The 18,901-nt window shown below is 34.9% G+C and carries 20 protein-coding genes and 2 pseudogenes; 20 read left to right on the top strand and 2 right to left on the bottom strand.

From position 1 onward, the window contains the following. Positions 1–203 precede the first annotated feature (203 nt). Genes wVul_RS03015 through wVul_RS08535 form a run of 5 tightly spaced genes read left to right on the top strand, consistent with a single transcriptional unit; the run spans position 204 to position 3,175 of the window. Complete coding sequence (locus tag wVul_RS03015) at positions 204–719, top strand: RNA polymerase sigma factor (protein ID WP_047759129.1); 516 nt, start codon at positions 204–206, stop codon at positions 717–719. Between the two features lie 56 nt (positions 720–775). After that, positions 776–1,591: an ATP-binding protein gene (locus tag wVul_RS03010; RefSeq protein ID WP_047759128.1), complete on the top strand. Its 816-nt coding sequence runs from the start codon at positions 776–778 to the stop codon at positions 1,589–1,591. Positions 1,592–1,613: 22 nt separating this feature from the next. After that, a complete protein-coding gene (locus wVul_RS03005; protein WP_047759127.1) occupies positions 1,614–2,417 on the top strand; it encodes an AAA family ATPase in 804 nt (267 codons plus the stop codon). 33 nt (positions 2,418–2,450) lie between these two features. Beyond that, positions 2,451–2,951, top strand: coding sequence for a hypothetical protein (locus wVul_RS03000; protein WP_047759126.1), 501 nt, complete (start codon positions 2,451–2,453; stop codon positions 2,949–2,951). Between the two features lie 50 nt (positions 2,952–3,001). After that, on the top strand, positions 3,002–3,175 hold the full coding sequence (locus wVul_RS08535) for a hypothetical protein (protein WP_153295505.1): 174 nt from the start codon (positions 3,002–3,004) through the stop codon (positions 3,173–3,175). A 119-nt stretch (positions 3,176–3,294) separates the two neighbouring features. On the opposite strand, the gene wVul_RS02995 is transcribed toward wVul_RS08535, so the two are convergent. Continuing rightward, on the bottom strand, positions 3,295–4,365 hold the full coding sequence (locus wVul_RS02995) for a hypothetical protein (RefSeq protein WP_047759125.1): 1,071 nt from the start codon (positions 4,363–4,365) through the stop codon (positions 3,295–3,297). Next, the gene (locus tag wVul_RS02990) at positions 4,325–5,560 is read right to left on the bottom strand and encodes a hypothetical protein (protein ID WP_047759124.1); all 1,236 of its coding nucleotides are present in this window, start codon (positions 5,558–5,560) and stop codon (positions 4,325–4,327) included. Before wVul_RS02990 ends, wVul_RS02995 begins: the two co-directional genes overlap by 41 nt. 145 nt (positions 5,561–5,705) lie before the next feature. On the opposite strand from wVul_RS02990, the gene wVul_RS02985 reads away from it, so the two are divergent. The 15 genes and pseudogenes from wVul_RS02985 (at position 5,706) to wVul_RS02915 (ending at position 18,533) form a co-directional block, all read left to right on the top strand. Continuing rightward, the gene (locus wVul_RS02985; RefSeq protein ID WP_047759123.1) at positions 5,706–6,389 is read left to right on the top strand and encodes a hypothetical protein; all 684 of its coding nucleotides are present in this window, start codon (positions 5,706–5,708) and stop codon (positions 6,387–6,389) included. 6 nt (positions 6,390–6,395) lie between these two features. Next, on the top strand, positions 6,396–8,321 hold the full coding sequence (locus wVul_RS02980; RefSeq protein ID WP_047759122.1) for a DUF4815 domain-containing protein: 1,926 nt from the start codon (positions 6,396–6,398) through the stop codon (positions 8,319–8,321). A 20-nt stretch (positions 8,322–8,341) separates the two neighbouring features. Then, positions 8,342–9,530, top strand: a pseudogene (locus wVul_RS02975) (hypothetical protein). A gap of 4 nt (positions 9,531–9,534) precedes the next feature. Continuing rightward, the gene (locus wVul_RS02970; RefSeq protein WP_047759121.1) at positions 9,535–9,738 is read left to right on the top strand and encodes a hypothetical protein; all 204 of its coding nucleotides are present in this window, start codon (positions 9,535–9,537) and stop codon (positions 9,736–9,738) included. Next, positions 9,725–11,188, top strand: coding sequence for an SF-assemblin family protein (locus tag wVul_RS02965; protein WP_047759120.1), 1,464 nt, complete (start codon positions 9,725–9,727; stop codon positions 11,186–11,188). Before wVul_RS02970 ends, wVul_RS02965 begins: the two co-directional genes overlap by 14 nt. Positions 11,189–11,205: 17 nt before the next feature. Beyond that, the gene (locus tag wVul_RS02960) at positions 11,206–11,766 is read left to right on the top strand and encodes a hypothetical protein (protein ID WP_047759119.1); all 561 of its coding nucleotides are present in this window, start codon (positions 11,206–11,208) and stop codon (positions 11,764–11,766) included. Beyond that, positions 11,759–12,941, top strand: a pseudogene (locus tag wVul_RS02955) (phage tail sheath subtilisin-like domain-containing protein). The gene wVul_RS02960 and the pseudogene wVul_RS02955 overlap by 8 nt, the downstream one beginning before the upstream one ends. A 13-nt stretch (positions 12,942–12,954) precedes the next feature. Further along, positions 12,955–13,461, top strand: a complete 507-nt coding sequence (locus wVul_RS02950; protein ID WP_047759136.1) for a phage major tail tube protein — start codon at positions 12,955–12,957, stop codon at positions 13,459–13,461. A gap of 46 nt (positions 13,462–13,507) precedes the next feature. Continuing rightward, positions 13,508–13,762 carry a phage tail assembly protein gene (locus wVul_RS02945; RefSeq protein ID WP_047759118.1) on the top strand — a complete coding sequence of 85 codons (255 nt, stop codon included), beginning with the start codon at positions 13,508–13,510 and terminating at the stop codon, positions 13,760–13,762. A gap of 115 nt (positions 13,763–13,877) precedes the next feature. Continuing rightward, positions 13,878–16,148 (top strand): phage tail tape measure protein, encoded by a 2,271-nt coding sequence (locus wVul_RS02940; protein WP_047759117.1) that lies wholly within the window; start codon positions 13,878–13,880, stop codon positions 16,146–16,148. Continuing rightward, positions 16,148–16,495 carry a phage tail protein gene (locus tag wVul_RS02935; RefSeq protein ID WP_047759116.1) on the top strand — a complete coding sequence of 116 codons (348 nt, stop codon included), beginning with the start codon at positions 16,148–16,150 and terminating at the stop codon, positions 16,493–16,495. Before wVul_RS02940 ends, wVul_RS02935 begins: the two co-directional genes overlap by 1 nt. Before the next feature lie 2 nt (positions 16,496–16,497). Beyond that, positions 16,498–16,707 carry a tail protein X gene (locus tag wVul_RS02930; RefSeq protein ID WP_047759115.1) on the top strand — a complete coding sequence of 70 codons (210 nt, stop codon included), beginning with the start codon at positions 16,498–16,500 and terminating at the stop codon, positions 16,705–16,707. Then, the gene (locus wVul_RS02925; protein ID WP_047759114.1) at positions 16,708–17,643 is read left to right on the top strand and encodes a phage late control D family protein; all 936 of its coding nucleotides are present in this window, start codon (positions 16,708–16,710) and stop codon (positions 17,641–17,643) included. It abuts the gene before it with no gap. A 52-nt stretch (positions 17,644–17,695) separates the two neighbouring features. Next, positions 17,696–18,232 (top strand): ankyrin repeat domain-containing protein, encoded by a 537-nt coding sequence (locus wVul_RS02920; RefSeq protein WP_047759113.1) that lies wholly within the window; start codon positions 17,696–17,698, stop codon positions 18,230–18,232. A gap of 67 nt (positions 18,233–18,299) precedes the next feature. Beyond that, the gene (locus wVul_RS02915; RefSeq protein ID WP_047759112.1) at positions 18,300–18,533 is read left to right on the top strand and encodes a hypothetical protein; all 234 of its coding nucleotides are present in this window, start codon (positions 18,300–18,302) and stop codon (positions 18,531–18,533) included. The last annotated feature ends 368 nt before the right edge of the window (positions 18,534–18,901 follow it).

The raw sequence follows: 18,901 nt of genomic DNA, 5'->3' as shown, positions 1-18,901 counted from the left end.
TTTCTTATATGATTTATACTGTAATTGCTGCTTGTTGTGCGCCATCACCATTATTTAAATTGCTATCGCCATTATTCTCAGAAAAAAAGCATAGAATATCAGTAAGTTAAAAATCGCATCACAATTATTTAATTTTGCTCCGCAATTACAATTAGTTTCCGAAAACAACCATTCTTGAAGAAGTTAATTATTCAAGAAAAGTTATGAAATCAAAGAATTCTTGCTCGGGAATTGATCCCATAATTGTTAAATACGTTAGACATTACGCAAAATGTATAAAAAACTTAAAGTGTTTTGTTCATGAAAGCCTTGAAGATATTGAGCAAGAACTTTTCTGTATGATTTGGCCTGCTATTGAGAAATATGACGAAAGTAGAAGCTCTTTTTCTACCTTTGTATGTCAACTTATTAAGTGTCGAGCTATTAATTTAATCAATAAGCAACTCTGCAAAAAACGCGGCGGCAGACAAGGTATATTCTATGTTGATCCTGATGAGCTACATGAAGTGGTCGATGATAGATGTCGTTTTATCACTGAAATAACAACTCGTATTGATGTGAACGACGTTATCTCAACACTACCCCAAGAATGGCAAGTACTATGCAGACAACTGGAATTTTTCAGTGTTCCAGAAATAGCTGAAATAAATGGAATACCACGCACAACGGTTTATAACACTTTGCAACGAATAAGACGGCACATAAAAAATTTTTTTTAGCAAATCAAACAATAAGTAACAGTTCTAGTATAACTCTTATAGGAGGGCCACGATATATGACTTTAAAAATAATAAACAGCGAAGAAAGAGTAAAAATGGTAACAGGTGTGAAGATAGTAATCTTTGGACCTTACGGAATTGGCAAAACCAGTCTACTTAAAACTCTTGATGAGTCAACAACACTTTGCCTTGATTTTGAAGCAGGACTTTTAGCCGTTCAGGAGTGGAAAGGGGATTCTATCAGTATTCGTACCTGGAATGAAGCACGGGATGTAGCTTGCCTTATTGGTGGTCCAAACCCTGCATTAAAATCTGATCAAGCATATAGTCAAAGACACTATGAGCATGTATCTGGTAAGTACAAAGATCTTCTTTCGGAGATTTCTAAATACCGCTCTATCTTTATCGACAGTATAACCGTTGCATCACGTTTATGTCTACTTTGGGCAAAGATGCAACCTGAAGCTTTTTCTGAGAAATCAGGGAAACAGGACATGAGAGCTGCTTACGGAACACTTGCTCAGGAGATGATGGCATGGCTCAATCAGTTTCAACATATTCGGGATAAAGACATCATCATAGTTGGCACTTTAGGTCAGTATCTTGATGATTTCAATCGTCCAACCTGGCTTCCTCAATGTGAAGGGGCTAAAACTGCCAGTGAACTCCCTGGAATTGTTGATGAAGTAATTATCATGGTTGGAATCAAGAAAGATGATGGTACAGAGAAACGTTCATTTGTCTGTCAGACTATTAACTCTTGGGGATATCCCGCTAAAGATCGCAGTGGCTGCCTGAATATGGTTGAAGAACCGCATTTAGGTAAATTACTTGCGAAAATTAAAGCCAAAACCTTGGCTTCTGTTGCCTAAATTTAATTTTAAAAGGAGTGATATGGAACAAAGCTTTTTCAATATCGGTCAAAAAATCCCCTTTTTCAGCGTAAAGGAGTATTTAAGTGATCAAACGCCAATACCAGAGGACATAATTTCCCCTAGAATTCTAACTAAAAGAGGTTTGTTGGTACTGGGTGGCCCACCTAAAATCGGCAAAAGTGACTTTTTGATCTCTTGGCTTGTCCACATGGCTGCTGGAGTTTCGTTTCTTGGCATGACGCCGAGTAGACCTTTGAAGATCTTCTACATGCAAACTGAAATTGAATATGAATATATGAAAGAACGGTTGCAACAACTTCAACTTGATAACGAACTTTTGAATGTAGCTGCTAACAACTTAATCATTACGCCAAAAGTGCATTTATCATTTAATCATGATGAAATAAGTGAAATCAAGGAAATCGTGAAAGAACGCTTTAAACCTGATGTTTTGGCCATAGATCCATTGCGTAACATCTTTAGCAGTGAGTATGGAAATGAAAATGATAACAGTGCTATGCTGTTTTTTCTGCAAAAGACTCTTGAAAAGCTACGCAGTGCTGTCAATCCAGATGCTTGCATTGTACTCACTCATCATACAAAAAAATTATCAAAAAAGATGCTGGAAGAAGATCCATTTCAGGGTTTAAGCGGAGCTGGTTCTTTGAGGGGATTTTATAGTACTGGCATGGTGATGTTTGCTCATGATGAGGAAAGCACTGTCCGTCAAATAGTATTTGAGCTTCGTAATGGTGAACGTGTAGCAAGTAAGCTTGTTGATAAGATAGATAGTCGTTGGAAGCTTGCAGACCAATGGAGTTGATTTCTTTTTTTCATTTAATTTATAGGAGACAATATGTTATCAGATTTTTTAACTGATTTTAATACTGCAAAATTACAAAGTAATTTAATACCAAAAGGTACAATAGTCAAGGTAAAAATGGCAATTAAACCAGGAGATTATGAAAATTGGTTCATTAAAAGCTACACTACTGGCAGCATCTATTTAAACGTTGAATTTACTGTCACTGAAGGTCCATATGCAAAACGCAAGATTTTTCAGATTATAGGTGTCAAAAGTGGCAAAGCAAGCGTTGAAGGAGAAGATGTTTGGGGAGAATCTGGACGTTCTATGCTTAGAAGTATTTTAGAGTCAGCACGGAACATTCATTCAAATGACACTTCAGAAAAAGCAGTTATTGCTAGAAAAGTCAACTCTATAGCTGATTTTAATGGGTTAGAGTTTACTGCAAAAGTTGGTATTGAAGCTGATCGATATGGAGAAAAAAATAAGATTGCTACGGTTATTATCCCAGAGCAACATCAAAATACTGAGCTTGATTGGATACCTTTCTAAGTAAATAAAAGAATCATTTTTTTATCATAAATTATTGGAGGGCACCTTTTATGAATAGATCTCTAGAAGAAATAAAAGCGTTAGTAATTGATAGAATTGAAGAATACCTACTCTATTTACTACCTGGTGGTGAGTTTTACAAAAGTAAGTTTTACATTGGAGATTCACGTGGAGATAAAATAATAGTTGAGACAACAGGAGAAAGAGCCGGAGATTGTAGCTAAAATTAAAGAAGACGTAGTTGAATTTTTTACCTTCATTGCAGGTGACAAAAAAAGCGCTGAAGAATTGTATCGGTATATTGTAAAGAAGTATCCTTCTGCGTTTTCTGTCCAACATTAGCTTAGCTAGCACTTAAGTTAATGGTAGATGGATTAAGCCGATAGCCTGACCAGTTACACGCTTGTATCACATCATCGCGTTTTATATTTAGTCCCAAGGTGCTAGCTAGCTTTTCTGCTATTGTTTTTTGCATTCTGTTAAGAGGTCTGCGTACTTGCTGTTCTGGGTCTTCAATACCTAAACTATCTGCTATTTGAATGATACTAAGAAATTTATATTCTTTAACTGCTTCCAAGTCACGCAAAAATTGTTTAAGTAACACTCTAAAAATACGGATGCTCGAAGTTGCTTGTTTGCCTATAATTTCAATATCATTAACATAAATAATATTATCTTCAACTTTTAATCGCAGTATCTTTTTTTCTGGAAGAGTTATTTCTTGCAGTGGAACATAAGGGAATGCTTGAAAAGAAACATTAGGTAATAGCTCTGGTACTCCTTTTTCAACTGCTTCGCTTAGTATTTGATTTAGAGTTTGATATTCACAAATTAAATCAGCCATGGAAACAGTATATAGGCTTAACAATATTTTTAAGTCTTCCTTTCCAAAAGTTATAAGAACAGCAACATTAGCTCTTAACCTATCTACAGTTAAATATGACTTATCAGTACATAAAGTTGGTATTATAATGCTTACTATTTTACTTTTAAAGCTTATATGATATATCCCATTTGCCGCCTTTTCCCATATGAGTCCTATTAATAGTTTTTCAAACCAACTTATAATTTTTTCTGTATTAAGTTTAATTGAAAGCACAAGATAACTCTGTTTTTTGTAAGTATCAGGAAAAATATCACGACCACAATCCTCGCAAGCTAGATCATCACAATCTTCATCAAAATCATGAGAAATGATAACCTCATTTTTGCAATAAGGATTTTGTATATTTGGAAAATCAAGATCTAAATCATTAGCACAAATAACAAAATAATACTTCTCAAGTTTAACAAAATCAAGCTGACTGAGATGCTCTGCAGCCTTTATATAGTTCTCGTTAGGATTTACCCAGGACCTATTTACTAACATAGTATCAATATCTTGAGAGTGTTTTCGACAAAACGGTAATTCCATAGCTATCTCTAATTAAAGACTTAAAATCATCTCGTTCTTTTCTATTGAGAACATATTCTGAGTAATCAATTTCTATATAATTTGCGTATTGCGTGTCTGTCTGAAAGGATAAAGTAACTTTTTTACTTTTAAACAATACTTTGATATGCTGAACAAGCGAAATATCATGCAGTACACTACCAACCGAAGGCTCTATTTTCTGTAACCACTCTTCAATATTATCTGTGTTTAACGTAAGATTAGTTTTAGATTTAGATGGACCAAATTTCAATTCAAATAGGTGAATATCAGGTACATGTTGTTTTACACAGTCATTCAAAAAAGTCCTCACTTGTGCTGTTGTATTTTGGTGGCGCATGTTAGTAAATGAACATTCTCGCTGAAAATAACAGCTTACTATTCTATTTGCTATTTTTAATCCTTGATCAAAACTTTGAATAGATAAGTTTACTTGGTTAGCGTTTAAAGCAAAGTCAATAATAATTCTACTAGGTTTATAACCGTGTATTACCTTATTTGAACTGATTAATAAATCCTCATCTTTACTAGCACGTCGTATAAATAAGTAAATACTATTTTGGTAGTAAAAGAGTTCTTGAAATTGACTTTCAAAACTATCATTTTCAAATAGATCATGCTGTTTTAATATTTGCTGTATTGTACTTTCTGATAAAAAATCCTTAAATGAAGTGGCCTTTTGTCTTGGAGGATTTTTTAATATGAAAGGTAAAAACCCTTTTTTCTGTACTTGATTAAAGCAGAAAATTTGTTTTAGTAAGTTACGATTAGTTATAAAGAGAGTGAACAACAAGGACTTTTTGTCATATTTGTTATTTTGTAGCAGAAATGACTTCAGAAGATCTTGGCCTAATACAGACTGTGCTACTTCAGCTATAGTTGTTTCTGATTTTGTACGACTAAAACGATTGACTAAATAATAATCAAACAGAGATTCAGAAATTTTAATAAGCATCTTGCGTTTTTGTTGAGTTGAAATATCATCGCATTTTTCGTAGTCTTTAAATAATTGCCTGTTTTGTTTATTCTGAAAGTAATGGTTAAAGATCACACTTAATTGTCTACCAGAAAGAGAATCAAGCCAACTTTCACGTAAACTTGGATTTTGAAAGTCCTTAAGCAAAAAGGATACTGGCATTTCTAAACTGCTTTCCCAAAACTCCTCACTAGCTATCATATATCTAAAAGTAAATATATTATGTCTAAAATAGATTAAAGATTAGTCAACAAAAATTTATTATGAAAAAAAGAAGAATTTTCCTAAAAAAACTGAACAGTTTTTGTAATTTTGGTGAATATATATACAGGAGTCAAATTTTCAAATGTCAATTCTTACACAATCAGGTAGAGCAGCAATAGCAGCCAGCATAAAAGAGCAATCTCTACATCTTGCTTGGGGAAGTGGTGATTCAAGCTCTGGAAGTAGCCATCAGGTCGAAAAAGTTTTTGTTGAGGGTGAAATAGCTCTAGATCACCACACTATTAAAGACGTAAGGGTTTTTACAGGACAAACAGTGTATAAATCCAGTATTGACTATATAGTTGATAGCAGTAGTGGTGTAATAAAACGTACGGAAAATAGCTCTATCACGGCAAATAGTGCAGTTACTATAGAGTATACTGAAAGCACACCACCAGAGCTGATAACTTCTGAAAAACTGCTCAATGAGCTTGGCAGACGTACTGCAGATGAGGTTCTCTTTTGCACAGGTGATGAGAATGGAGAGCTTTTGACTCCAACAGGGAGGTTTAGGTCCTCAAATGTACCAACCAATAATTTATACCTTAAATTTACTTTCGATTTCACGGACGCAGCAAATCAAGTTATACGGGAATTAGGAGTTATGGTTGGTACAAAGGTAAAAGAAAAGTTGCCTCCTGGACAGAGATATTTTGAACCTCAAGATATAGAAGACCCAGGGATCTTATTAGTTTTAGAACATACAGTACCACTTATTAGAACATCTGCCACAAGAGAGACTTTTTCATTTGTTGTAACTTTTTGAAACAAAATGACCTTAAATAGTTATTATAACCGCTTTAATCCTGATAAAGAATACGAAAAAAGCTTGTTTCTTGCAGGAAGAGGTCTACAGTCTGCAGAATTAAACGAGACTCAGGAGTATGCTCTCTCTAAGCTTAAAGGCATAGGCGATGCAATATTTCGTGATGGTGATGTTATAACAGGAAGCAATTGTATTATAGATAGAGAAACTGGTAAAGTTACGCTTGAATCAGGAAAAATCTATCTTCGTGGAGCAGTTAGAAAAGTCGAAAAAGAAGAATTTACTATTCCACTGAGTACTATAGTTCGCATAGGTGTTTATTATGTAGAATCTACCATTACAGAACTTGAGGATGAAAACCTTCGTGATCCTGCTGTTGGTACAAGAAACTATCAGGAAGTAGGAGCAGCAAGACTTAAAGTTTCCACCATTTGGGGTTATCAATCTGAAGGTTTTTTTCCACGTTTTTCTGAAGGGGAGTTTTATCCAATCTATAACATTGAAAATGGAGTATTGATAGAACATTCACCGCCACCACAAGCAAATATAGTAACTACAGCTCTTGCTCGTTATGACAAAGAAGCAAATGGATCTTACGTAGTAAACGGTCTAGAAGTAATGTTTTTGCAAAAGGAAGAAGAGGGCAAAAAACAAGTATTCGTGATTAATGAAGGCAAAGCTCATGTTGATGGTTATGAAATTGAGTTACCTCACAGTATTCGCATTTCTTTTGATCAAGATCCGAATATAAAATCAGTTGAATCAGAGCCACATACTTTTCAGCCAAATAGCCAAAGGGTAATGGAACTGAAGGTTAATGATTTTCCAATCAGTGAAATTAAAAAAGTAGATATAACTGTTCAAAAAACTATTACTGTTACTCACGTTTCATACTCAGGAGCTGTTGATCCAATACCTGACTCTGCAGTACTTGAGATTATTCAAATTAAACAAGGCAATGTTATTTATGAAAATAGTATAGATTACAAATTAAACGCAGGAAACGTCGATTGGTCATTACCAGGTAAAGAGCCAGCTCCTGGAAGTAGTTACCTGATAACCTATCGCTGTCGTACTCATGTAAGCCCTGAAGATATAAGTGAACAGGGATGCAAAGTAAAAGGAGCAGTTGATAACAGTCTGGTTTTGATTGATTACACCTGGAAAATGCCACGCTTTGATTTAATTACTATCGATAGCAAAGGAGTGGTAAGAAGAATAAAAGGAATTTCTCACCCTTGGCGACCATCGATGCCTAAAGCACCTAGCGGACAACTTTTGCTCTGCTACATTCATCAGACGTGGAAAAAAGGCGAAGGGGTAAAAATAGTGAATAATGCTATTCATGCTGTACCGATGAATGAGCTTGAAGCAATGAAAAAAGGAATAAATGATCTTTATGCGCTGGTTGCAGAGGAACGTCTACGCAGTGATGCAAACTCAAGAGAACCTACCACCAAAAAAGGAGTATTTGTAGATTCATTTTTTGATGATGATATGCGTGATCAAGGAATTTCGCAGTCTGCAGCGATAGTAAATAGAGAGCTAGTTCTGCCAATAGATGTAGAAGTTGCAGATATTGAAAAAGGTGGGGAAAGATATCTTTTGCCGTATGAACTTGAGCCAGTACTGGAGCAGCTTTTACAGACTAAAGGAGAAAAGATTAACCCGTATCAAGCTTTTGATCCAGTTCCGGCACAAATTACTCTAAATAAAAATATAGACCACTGGACAGAGGTTACCACTAATTGGAAAAGTCCAGTAACAAGAGTATTTAATGTTAAAGAAACAACAGAGCTGCTGTCAAGTACTTCATATGAAACTGAATTTATGAGAGAAGCAATACAGAATTTTGAGATCGAAGGTTTTGAGCCAAGTGAGAAGCTTAAAGAGATAAAGTTTGATGGAATTTTTATTCAACCTCAAGCATAGAAAATATTTGAAAGAAAAACATGATCGCAACATTTATTGCTGATAACAGAGGAAAAATAAAAGGAAGATTTACTGTACCAAGAAACATTCCTGCTGGAACTAAGTTAGTGCAGTTCTTCGGTGATAAAGGTAGTTATGGAGAAGCAACTTATACTGGTAAAAAAACTATTACCATAGAAGAAAGAAGAAGAGTTATCGCAGCAAGAAGAGTTAGCCCAGACATTTACACCAAATGAAAGCAGACACATAGGAGGTGTAGAGATATGGTTCACAAATAGCGGCAAAAAACGTGTTGTTGTGCAGATTAGAGCAACAGCAGTGGGAATGCCCTCGCAGACTGTCATTGCTGAAAGTTATATTGAGCCAAAAGATATAAAGATAGATGGCACAGCAACACGTATAGAGTGGTCACCAGTGTTTTGCCATACAGGAGAGGAGTATGCAATAGTACTACTTACTGATGATCCGGGTACTGCAGTAAAGGTAGCAGAGCTTGGCAAATATGATGCAGTAAATAGCCGTTGGGTAACAAGCCAGCCATATCAAGTAGGAGTATTACTCTCATCTAGCAACGCAAGTACTTGGACTCCACATCAGAACTTAGATTTAACGTTTCGGCTTTTGGCTGCAAAATTTAGCGAAGTTTATCACATTATTGATCTTGGCAAGGTTACTGCAAATAACGTATCAGATTTAATTGTTTTGACGAACGTCGAAAAAGTAGCATTTGATACCAATGTAGAATTTATTTTAACAGATGAAGAAGGAAAAGAAAACTTTTTGTCTGATAATTTGCCATTAGCACTTCGTGAAAGAATCAGCGGAGAGTTAACAGTAAAGGCAAATTTAAAAGGGTCAAAAGAAAGAAGTCCTGTTCTCTATCCTGGGTTACAGCTAGTTATGGGTAATCTTTCAGAGTCCGGAGATTATGTTACAAGGAGCATTACAGCAGGAGCTAATACTAAAATTACCATAACATATGATGCGCTAATACCTGGCACTGCAGACGTAAAAGCATATGTGCAGAAAAGCGTCAAAGAATGGCAATTAGTAAATTTAACCTCGGGAAAACCAATAGGGGAAAATTGGGTAGAGAGAACTCATGTACTATCAAATTTTAATGCTAGTGAGACTAGAGTAAAATTAGTTTTGAGTGGTACGGTTATCTATCGGCCAAAGGTAAAAAACTTGCGGATTGTTATAACGTAAGAAAATGCCAAATGATAAAACAAGCAGAGGATATTCACTACCTCATCCAGAGAATATTGCGGTGGAAGATGTTGTTCGTATCCGTACCACAATTGAGAAAATAGATGAAGATATCGCTAAAAGAGAAAATGAGCACAATCAGCTTAAAAAAGCATTTGAACGACTGAATTTTGAAACTTTTTTGAATTTGTGGAATGACCATTGCTAACGAAGCCATAGATGCATTGCATCAAAGAATTAAAGATTTAGCAGCAAATAGCACACCTGATCAATTAGCGTACCTTGCTAAATCATTGGAATCGATGATAGGTAAAAAAGCTATTTCTGATATTGCGCAAATGACTAAAGTAAAAGAAATAATTGATGCACTACAAGAAAGGCTTAGGGATTTAGTAGCAAACAGTACTCCAGATCAATTAGCATATCTTGCTAAAGCACTGGAATCAATAATCGACAAAAGTGCGGTTTCTGAAATTGTGCAAATGACTGATGGTAAGCTAAAAGAACTTCTTGATAGTGCAAAAAAACACCTAAATGATATAAACAGCAATAAAACAAACTCAATATCAGCAATAACTGCAGTAAAAACAGAGTCTGTTAATGAAATCAACAAGCTTAGGGATAATTCCTTAAATACTTTAAAAGCATCATCAGATTCGCACATATCGCTACTTGATACGAGAAAGAATGCCAATATTGCAGCAATAAATAGCATTAGTAACAGTCATAAAGATGGTCTTAAAGGTTTAGTAGAAGATTTTCGTGCTGTTAATAATGTACCACCTGGCTCATCAATTATAGGAGAAATAGAAACTCGAATTGAAAACATCTCTAATGAGGTAAAAACTCGGGATGAACAGTTAAAAGCGTCTCTTATAAATGAAATAAGAAAGCGCAACATGGTTGAATCAGGGTCATTACCTTTCTTATTTGGTGTACTTGGAAGAAAAAATAATTACTTTGGCCACGGAACTTTTATGACAGAGCTTGGAAAGTGGAGTAGTGATATAACAAAAACCGACTATATGTTGCAATTACTAGCAGGTAGCCATATATACGATACAGATTACGTTAGTTTTTATCGGCCAAGACAACTAAGTTTTATAGAGGGAAATAAAGGAACATTTATTTACGGAGAGTTATATACAAACAGTTTTTCGAGTAGTCATGATTCAATATATTACTACCCATATGCTGCACTTGGAGTAGTATTTGTAAAAAATACAACCAATGTGAACATAAATAAAGCAATAGAATTTGTTGGATCATCGTATTCGAGTACAGAGTATGGTGGTGCAGGATTATTTGTGGGAACTCCTGATAATACTAATAAATCAAGAATTTCGAAAATAATATGGAAAAATGTTTACCAATACACGAGTTCTAGTGGCAAGTTAGCCGGATCTGGTAATGTGGAAATTCCAGCAGGAAAAACAGTTGCAATATTACTTTATACATCATCTTATCTATATTCCAGAACAAAAGTTAGTGAAGGTGTGCTCTCAGGTGATGTGTACACCTATGGTCAATTTATTCAGTGGGGAATTTATAACATACGTAGCAATTTTCTAACTACAGGACTTGAAGTAGATGTGGAAAGGACGCTCAGGGCTTGGCAGTGTCCAGGACTTACAAATACCTATGAGTTATGGCAATAATATGAGGAGTGAAAAACATGCCAATTTACATAAGATTTAAAGATCACAAACAAATTGAAACAACAACGCTTGAAAGTAAACCAACTGGAAATGATTGGTACGAGGCGCCAAAGAATTTTGATTGGCAAAAAAGTTATTGTCTAACAGAAGGAGGAGAAATTGCTCAGCGTAGTCAAGAAGATATGGAGGTGGAATTACTCGAAAATGCGAAGTTTTCTGCACTTTCTAATCTTCGTGCTTATTATGATAACTATACTAACGAATACGCTGGAAATTCTCACCAAAAAGCTAAATCGTATCAAATACAAGAAAAAGCAGCAAAAAGCATTCTAGCAGCACCAGAGTCTATAAGTAAAAAGGATACAGAAATTATAGAACCATTAGCAAAAGTCCGTGGTATTACAGTTATTGAAATGGCAAGAATAATTGAAGAAAAAGCAAAAAAAGCAGTAAAAGAAATAATTAAATGTGAAGAGTTGGAAGACATTACCAAGAAGAAAATTGCAGAAGCCAAAAGTAAAAATGAGCTAGAGAACTTACTAAACGATTTTAAACAAAAGATACAAAGAAATGGCTGAAGAATTTTTACACGGAGTAAATGTTATAGAGGTAACCTCAGGGGCAAAAACAGTACGTACAGCTAAATCATCAGTGATAGGTGTAATTGGTACCGCACCTGAAGCAGATGGGCAAAAATTTCCACTGAATAAACCAGTGTTAATTGCAGGAAGCTTGAAGGAAGCAGCAAAGCTTGGAAAGAGTGGCAGTTTACCTTCTGCAATAAACGGAATATTTTCCCAAATTGGTGCAACAATAGTAGTAATTAGAGTTGAAGAAAGTGAAAACAGCGATCCAAAATTAAAAGAAGAAGAGACGCTGAAAAATATAATTGGCGGTGTTGATAAAGAGACTGGAGAGTATCAAGGGATAGAGGCATTCCTCAGTAGTGAAAGCATAGTTCATGTTGCGCCAAGAATACTAATTGCACCTCAGTTTACTCATCAATTATCTGGAGATGCTGGAAATCCAGTGGTTAGCGCTTTAATTCCTATAGCAGAAAAGCTAAGAGCAATAATAGTAGCAGATGGATCAAATACCAATGATGAAGAAGTAATAAAATGGAGAAAAAGTGTAGGCAGCTCAAGAGTGTACGTAGTTGATCCTTGGGTTAAGGTATTTATTGAAGGAAAAGAAGAAATTTTGCCAGTAAGCCCATTTGTAGCTGGTTTAATAGCGAAAGTAGATAGTGAGCCAAGGATTTTGGCATTCACCTTCAAACAAAGAGATAAATGGTATTGTTGGAACAAGCAGGCCTATTGATTTTACGCTCGGTAATACAAATTGTAGAGCAAACCACTTGAATGAAAATGAAGTAACAACGATAATTCATCAAAATGGCTATAGGCTTTGGGGAAATAGAACATGTTCAAATGACTCAAAATGGGCTTTTCTGTCAGTGAGAAGGACTGCAGATTTAATCAATGATAGTTTACTTCGAGCTCATTTATGGGCAGTTGATCGCAATATCACCAAAACTTATATAGATGATGTAATTGAGGGGGTGAATTCTTATCTGGCAAGTTTAAAAGCACAAGGGGCGATTATTAGCGGAAAATGTTATGCAACCCCAGAACTCAATACACCAACAAACATTGCAAGTGGAAAAGTATACTTTGACTTTGAGTTTACACCACCATATCCAGCAGAACAGATTACTTTCAGGTCACATCTTGTGAGTGGTACAATATTATAAAAAAGAGGAAAAAATGTTACCGAAGATTTTAAAGAATTTTAACGTATTCGTAGATGGTCGGGGTTACGCAGGAAAAATAGATGAAATTACCCTACCAAAGCTTACCATAAAAACTGAAGAATATAGAGCTGGTGGTATGGATATCCCAATAAATATTGACATGGGCATGGAAAAGCTTGAAGCAGACTTTACTTTCGCTGAGTATGATTCAGAACTATTTAGACTTTTTGGCTTGATAGATGGAAACTCAGTATCTTTGACGCTCCGTGGAGGAATGCAAGGAAGTGGTAGCAATGATATTGAAGGAGTAATTATCAACCTCAGAGGAATATTCAAAGAATTTGATTTTGGTAGCTGGAAACCTGCTGAAAAAGCAACGCTGAAGTGTACTGTAGCTGCCTATTACTACAAACTTACTATAGGTGGTAATGAATTAATAGAAATCGATGCTGAAAATATGATTAGAAAGATAAATGGTGTTGATCAGATGGCTTTGTTACAAGCGGTCTTAGGTATTTAGGTTTAGTTTTAAAAAGATTTTAGAATTTTATTTTTTAGGAGAAAGTATGACAACAGTAAAACTTGATAATCCAATAACAGTTGATGGTATTTCTGTCTCAGAATTATCGATGCGTGAACCTAAAGTAAGAGATTTACTTGCTATAGAACGCATAGAAGGAGAAGCTTTGAAAGAAGTAGCTTTAATTGCTAATCTAGCATCCGTACCAAAAGAAGTAGTTGAAGATTTATGTATTAAAGATTATGTAGAAATACAGAAGGTGCTAAAAGGTTTTTTGTCGCCGCTGGAACAGAGGAGTTAAGATTCAATATTTTAAAACTTAGCTCAACAACAGGAAGTGGAATTGAGCAAATTATTAATATGAGTACAAAAGAGTTTCTAAAGTGGTTAGAAGTAAGTGAAGGAGTAACAAAAAAATGTCAATGCTTTCAATAAAAATAGGTGCAACGTTAGATGGCAGTTTTAATAGTGCAATGACAGGTAGTGCAGCAAAGCTTTCTAAGTTGGGTGATAGTATAAGGCAACTTGATTCGTCAATGAAATCTGTTTCCAAATTTAAGCAACTAAATCATGATGCCCTTGAAGCCATGAAGAATTGGAAGGAAGCGGAGAAGAAAGCAAAAGAATCAGCTGCAGCAATTGCTAAAGAAAAAAAGGAAAAAAAAGAACCAAGTAAAGCACTAAAAAATGAATTTGAAAAATTGAAAGCATCGGCATCAAAGGCAAAAGAGGCTTATATTAAAAAGAGAGATGCACTTCACACATTAAATGAAGAAATAAGGAAAAGTGGAAAGGATATTAAATCTTTAGTGAGAGATCAAACTAAACTTGGTTCATCTGTTGAAGTACTCAAAGGGAAATACAGTAAATTAGGATCTGTAATACAAAAACAGCAAAATGCTTTGGCAAAAAAAGCGTACTATAGGTCACAAGTAATGGAGACTGTAGGGCTAGGGCTTTCACTTACAGCGCCGATTAAAGTTGCTATTGACTTTGAAAGTGCTATGGCTGATGTTAAGAAGGTAGTAAATTTTACTCAGAACACAAATGAAGCTATTGAGTTTGCTAAGAAGCTAAAAGAATTATCTCGTGAAATACCGCTATCAGCTGCAGAGTTAGCACAAATAGCTGCAAGTGGTGGCCAACTTGGGATTCAAAAAAATAAGTTAATTGGATTTACAACAACAGTAGCTAAAATGGCTACAGCATTTGACATGTCTGCTGAACAAGCTGGTGATTCTATTGCCAAACTCGCTAACATTTATGGAATTGCAGAAGAAAAAATGGAAGGAGTTGGCAACGTTATAAATCACCTCTCAGATAACACTGCTGCCAAAGCAAAAGATATGGTTGAAGCTCTAGCAATAGTTGGTGGTACCGCAAAACAATTTGGTTTAGATATTAATCAGACAAGTAGTTTAGTAAATGCCTTCGTTAGTTTAGGTAAACAACCAGCAAAAGCAGGAACTGCCATAAACGCTTTACTTTCTAAGCTCCAAACTGCTGAGGGACAAGGAAAAGAGTTCAAAGCAGCATTGGAATCGATAGGTATCACTGCAGAGGAAATGTCACAAAAGGTTGCTCAAAACGGGCAAAACGCTCTACTTTATTTTTTTGAAACTCTAGAAAAAGTAGATAAACAGGAACGTTCACAAATCCTTCTCAATCTCTTTGGTCAAGAATATCAAGATGATATTGCATTGATAGTTGGAAGTTTGGAAGAATATAAAAAAGCAATAGGTTTTGTGGCTGATAAAGAAAAGTATAACAAATCTATGCAAAAGGAATTTAATAATCGTGCAAGTACTACAGCAAATAATTTGCAGCTACTCAAAAATACAATAGCAGAGCTAGGAATGAACTTGGGCTCAGTAATGCTACCTCCTTTAAATTGGATAAGTAAGATTTTGAGGTCTATATCTACAGGTATAGCTTGGTTCGCAGAGAAGTGTCCAATTTTGACTACAGGAGTTATGAGCATAATTTCAGCTCTTATTGTTGGTAAGATTGCAGTGGTAGGTTTTGGTTATGCATTTGCATTGGCTGGAGGTGGAATATTAACTTTTAAGGCTATTTTGCAGGGAACACTTTTGCCAGTATTAACTTCGTTATCAGCGCGAGTAATTCCAGCAGTGATCATGGGACTGAAAGCTTTAACGCTAACCAATCCTATAGGAGCTGCTATTGCTGGACTATCAGTTGGTGCAGCACTTGTAATCGCTAATTGGCAAAAGGTGAAGGACTTTTTCTCAAGTATCTGGAAATCAATTGCAAAACCTATAGAAAATTGGATTGGTATAGGAAAATTGTTTAATGATAATCCAATAAAAGCATTAGAGAAACCAGTAGAAGCAAAAATAGGCAGTGCAACTAGTGAAAATAGAAATGTTTTTAGTAAAGGAAATCCTTTATTAAATAATAATGCTTTTAGTAGAATTTCGAATAGTAGAACGAATATTATTGAAAGTGTGATTACAGAAAAAAGTTCTGTAGCAGATAATTCAGAGAAAGTTTTAAAAGACTGTGAAAAGTGTGAACAAAAAATTTTCAATCAAACTTTTACATTTAATATAAGTATTAAAGCAGAGCCTAACCAAGATGTACGTATTCTTGCTGATGCAGTAATAAAAAGAATAAGGGAAAAATCACGTGACGTTCTATTTGATTCAATAGAGCCGATTTACTAATGCTATCGTTTGGTCAACATAAGCTTTCTCCAACAAGAGTAAGGTACAGTAAAGAAAATCGTTGGAGTACTATTGAGTGCATTGGTAAAATACCTTCATTACAAAATATTGGCCAAGGCACAGAAAATATAGACTTAGAAGGAGTAATTTATTTCCATAATCTCAATGATTTAAATCAATTAAAAAGTATGAAAGAAGCAGAAGAACCACATACTTTAGTAGACAGTTTAGGTAATGTTTTAGGGAGGTTTGTGATTGTACGGATAGAGAAAAAACAAACATCATTTTTTCCTTGTGGATTACCAAAAAAGGTTGAGTTTAGTTTAAGTTTGAGGAGATTTAACTAAAAATGGCAACATATTACTGGAGTAAGGAAGGAGAGATGATAGATCTAATTTGCTGGAGGCATTATGGAGCAACTAGAGGAGTAGTGGAAGTAGTTTTAGAGGCTAATCCTGGTCTTGCAGAGTATAGTGGTTCTTTGCCATCTGGGTTAAGGATTAAACTGCCTTTAATACAAGAGCAATTAAGAAAATCGAAGTTAAAAGTGTGGGAATAAATGAAACCTGAATTTAGCATTGAAGGAATAAAAGATCATGTAATATCAGTGCATCTTACTGATGAATCTGGTACTATAGATGATGTTGCAGAGGTATGCGTTGATTATGGCAATGAAAATGTAGAAGTTCCAAATGAATTGAACATAGCACTAGGTTATAAGAAAACTGGAATCTTTCCAATGGGTATATATACAGTCAACGAAGTTACGATACAAGGTCCACCTAAGACTCTACTAATCAAAGCTCATGCAACAAATTTAAGAATATCTTTGAAGGCAAAAGTATCAAAAGAATGGCATCAAATTACCATAGAAAACTTAGTGAAAGAAATAGCTCAAAAACATGGATATGGACATAAAGTTGCTGAGGAATTTAAGAATGTATTAATACCCCACATTAATCAGGTAGATGAAAGTGATATAAGTCTGTTAACAAAGATTGCAACAGAGCGTGAAGCAATGGCAAAGTTAGCTGGTGGGTATATATTGTTTATTTCAAAAAATATGGCAAAATCAGCCACAGGAAAAGCTTTAGGAACAACGACTATTAGACCTCAAGACACAATTAATTGGAAAGTGCATTTTACCGTACGTGATAAGTATAATTCAGTAGTGGCAAAATGGCACAGCTATGAAAAGGGCGAAACTATTAAAGAAACAGTTGGTAGTAGCGAGCCAAGTTATATTATGCTGGAACTTTACTCAAATGCAGAGTCAGCGCTGAGTGCAGCAAATGCCAAGTTGAAACAATTGAAGCGTAACAATGAAACTTTAGATATAACTATGCCTGGTAATCCAGAGTTATTTGCAGAAGCTAAACTTAATCTTATAGATTTTAATCAAGCAGTAGATGGTGAGTGGATAGTTAATAGAGCGGAGCATACTTTAAATAGCTCGGGTTACCTTACTATGTTATCAGCATCTTTGAGTAAGTAATGTTAAGGAAAAATAAGTACATAGTCTATTCAATGTAAAGAAACTACTGAATATGAGTCAATTAAAATATAATGAAAAGAATAAAATACATTTTGTATGGTTTATAATATTAATGGTATGTGTCATTATTACATATTGCTATCAAAAATCTAAAGCTACAGATAATTATAAAACAATCTTACGCATTGCTTCTGAAAATTGTAACCTAGACGTAGTAAAGTTTTCAGTAAAGAACCTATTGAGCATTAACACACAAATTCCTAGATTAACAGCGCTACATTGTGCAGCAGAAGGAAAATGTCTAGAATTAGTAAAATTTCTAGTGAATGAAGGAGTTGATATAAATGATACAGGTAGATATAAAGGATGGACAGTATTACATTCTGCCGCATACGGAGGCAATTTAGAGATAGTTAAGTTCTTATTAGAAAGAGGTGCTAATCCTAATATTAGAGATACAGATGGAAAAAACCCTCGGGATGTAGCTGTAATAGAATCAAGGCACAACAAAGATAAACCTTACAGAGAAATAATAAAGCTACTTGCTAAAGCAGAGGATCAATACGAATCAACAAAAAGTAATCACTAAAGCTGTAAGTTTTCTATAATCTATACATAAATTTCTAAAACTATCCATAACAAGTTAATATTTTCACATGAAAAAGCAAAAAATCCCAATTACGGTAATTATTACCATATTAATCCAAACCGTAGCATTGATATGGTGGTTATCCAAGTTAGACTCAAGGGTACAATTTCACGATAAACTCATTGAATATGGTTTAATGGAAAAAGTGTTAGTACTTGAGGAAAGGGTAAAAAATCTTTCTGAGGAATTGGATGAACTTAAAGCTGTGCGGCCCGAAGGTCATAAATGTCGTGATGGTTAAATTCCATCTCCCATAGCATCTGGGTAAAATCATGATCCACACCTTAAGAAAGTGGCAAGTTCTCATGGTGTAAGCATGGATCAAAAGGGAGTAATATCAAACCTTATGATAAATCCTCTCGAGAAGAGTTAGATATGGCTACGAAAAGAAACTTATGTTTGAACTGTCGTTAGTTCAAATATGCGAAATAAGGTTGAATACGCATATACCAAAAGGTATGAAGAAAAGGGTAATTAGGATCGGCTTTTCCTGATTAAGATGCTTCCAACCTTCCGGCAGATAGTAAGAGCCTAAGTTTAACGAGAAACGGTTTTATGGAACGGAGTAACCACATGGAAGCTCTTATTATTCTTTATTTTCAAAAGGAT

The sequence above is a fragment of the Wolbachia endosymbiont of Armadillidium vulgare str. wVulC genome, assembly GCF_001027565.1.
GTDB lineage: Bacteria > Pseudomonadota > Alphaproteobacteria > Rickettsiales > Anaplasmataceae > Wolbachia.
Note: the sequence above shows the minus strand (reverse complement) of the source record. Positions and strands in the feature narration are given on the sequence as shown.